This window comes from Corallococcus sp. AB049A, assembly GCF_003668885.1.
In the GTDB taxonomy this organism is placed as follows: Bacteria; Myxococcota; Myxococcia; order Myxococcales; family Myxococcaceae; genus Corallococcus; species Corallococcus interemptor.
The window spans coordinates 1-1,828 of sequence record NZ_RAWL01000758.1 but is presented as its reverse complement, the minus strand read 5'-3'; the positions used below and the strand labels follow the sequence as shown (position 1 = coordinate 1,828).

Sequence of the window (1,828 nt, the reverse complement as noted above, 5' to 3'; positions counted from 1 at the left end):
GGGCGGGCTAGCGTCCCGGCCGAAGGGAGGCGACACACACATGCGCGCATTGCAGCTTCAGCGGCTGACGGGGCCCGAGGGTCTTCAGATGGTGGACGTCCCGGAGCCGCAGGCCGGAGACGGCGTCCTCATTGATGTGGTGGCGGCCGGGGTGAGCTTTCCGGATCTGCTGCTCACCCACGGCCAGTACCAGATGAAGCCGGAGGTGCCCTTCGTGCCCGGGGTGGAGGTGGCGGGCGTGGTGCGCGCCGCGCCAGCGGGGGCGCGGGTGAAGCCCGGGGACCGGGTGATGGGCTTCTCCTTCACGCTGGGCGGCTTCGCGGAGGCCTGCGTGGTGGCGCCGGAGCTGGCCTTCCCCATCCCCAGGGAGTGGAGCTTCGAGCAGGCCGCGGGCGTGGTGATGAACTACCACACGGCGCACTTCGCGCTGCACCGGCGTGGGGGGCTGCGCGCGGGGGAGACGGTGCTGGTGCATGGCGCGGCGGGCGGCGTGGGCACCGCGGCCGTGCAGGTGGCGAAGGGCGCCGGGGCGCGCGTGCTGGCGGTGGTGGGCGACGAGCGCAAGGCGGAGGTGGCGAAGCGCGCGGGCGCGGACGGCGTCCTCCTCTTGAAGGACTTCCCCGCCGGGGTGCGCGAGGCCACGGACGGCCGGGGCGTGGACGTGGTGGTGGACCCCGTGGGCGGGGACGTCTTCGACAAGAGCCTCAAGGTGCTGGCGCCGGAGGGGCGGCTCCTGGTGGTGGGCTTCACCAGCGGCCAGATTCCGTCCGTGGCGGTGAACCGGCTGCTCCTGCGCAACGTCTCCGTGGTGGGCGTGGCGTGGGGCGCCTTCCTCATGCAGGAGCCGGGGCTGACGGACACCATCGCGAAGGACCTGGAGGCGCTCGCGGCGAAGGGCATCGTCCAGCCGCTGGTGGGCCGCGTCTTCTCCTTTGAGGAAGGCGCTCAGGCGCTGCGCGAGCTGGAGTCGCGCCAGGCCGTGGGCAAGGTCGTCCTGAAGGTGAAGGCGGGCTGATCAGTCCCCGGAAGGGGGCAGCGGGAGCGGGGCGGCGGTCCCCGCCTCGCGCTCCAGGACGTCCGCGGCGCGGGCGTCCCGGGGCAGGCCGAAGCGGACTCGCGAGTGCATGAGGAGTTCCCCCGCGTACACGCTGTCCGCCAGCGCATCCTCGTAGCGGCCGTGGGCCTCGCACAGGCGGGCCCGCTCATCCACCAGCCGGGCGAGGATGCGCGCCTGCTCCGGGTGGGCGAAGAGACCGACGACGGAGCGCGCGTCGAAGCGGGCCAGGGTGTCGTACTCCATGCCCAGCGTGGTGGTGCACGCCTCGCGGATCCGCTCCAGGCACGCATCCCAGGAGGCCCGCGTACGGACGATGTCCGGCACCGAGCGGCCAAGCTCGCGCACGGCGTTGAGCAGGAAGGCGTGTCGTAGCGAAGGCATCCGGTCCTTCACTACAGCCCAGCCCACGTGAATCATCCAGCGCGACAGGGGGTACGGCCCCACCCCGACGGATCAGGCCGCACCCACCCGCCACGGGTCCACGCGCGGAACGCGGCACACCTCCACGGGAAAAAGACAGACATCGCCATCCTCGTGTGACAGCGCGCGCCCGCATGGCTCCAAAGATATATCCAGACAGGAATGGCACACACCGTGTACGGGCGTCCTCCGGGAGAGACGGGGGCCTGGATGACCCGATGGGACGTGTCGCAATCAAGAGTCGAGATGTTTCATCGCGCGGTTCCTACGTATTGCGCGAGCGCTGACAGTCTTTAGACTTTTCAAACGCGCGCCCCCCACGCGCCCGGTCACCACATCCAAGGAATGCAC

General features: G+C 71.1%; 2 protein-coding genes. One reads left to right on the top strand and one right to left on the bottom strand.

Annotated elements, in window-relative coordinates; all coding sequences use genetic code 11:
* Nucleotides 1-40: 40 nt before the first annotated feature.
* Nucleotides 41-1,015: an NADPH:quinone oxidoreductase family protein gene (locus tag D7X55_RS39110; protein ID WP_120550167.1), complete on the top strand. Its 975-nt coding sequence runs from the start codon at nucleotides 41-43 to the stop codon at nucleotides 1,013-1,015.
* On the opposite strand, the gene D7X55_RS39105 is transcribed toward D7X55_RS39110, so the two are convergent.
* Complete coding sequence (locus D7X55_RS39105; RefSeq protein ID WP_120550168.1) at nucleotides 1,016-1,438, bottom strand: hypothetical protein; 423 nt, start codon at nucleotides 1,436-1,438, stop codon at nucleotides 1,016-1,018. It abuts the gene before it with no gap.
* Between the last annotated feature and the right edge of the window lie 390 nt (nucleotides 1,439-1,828).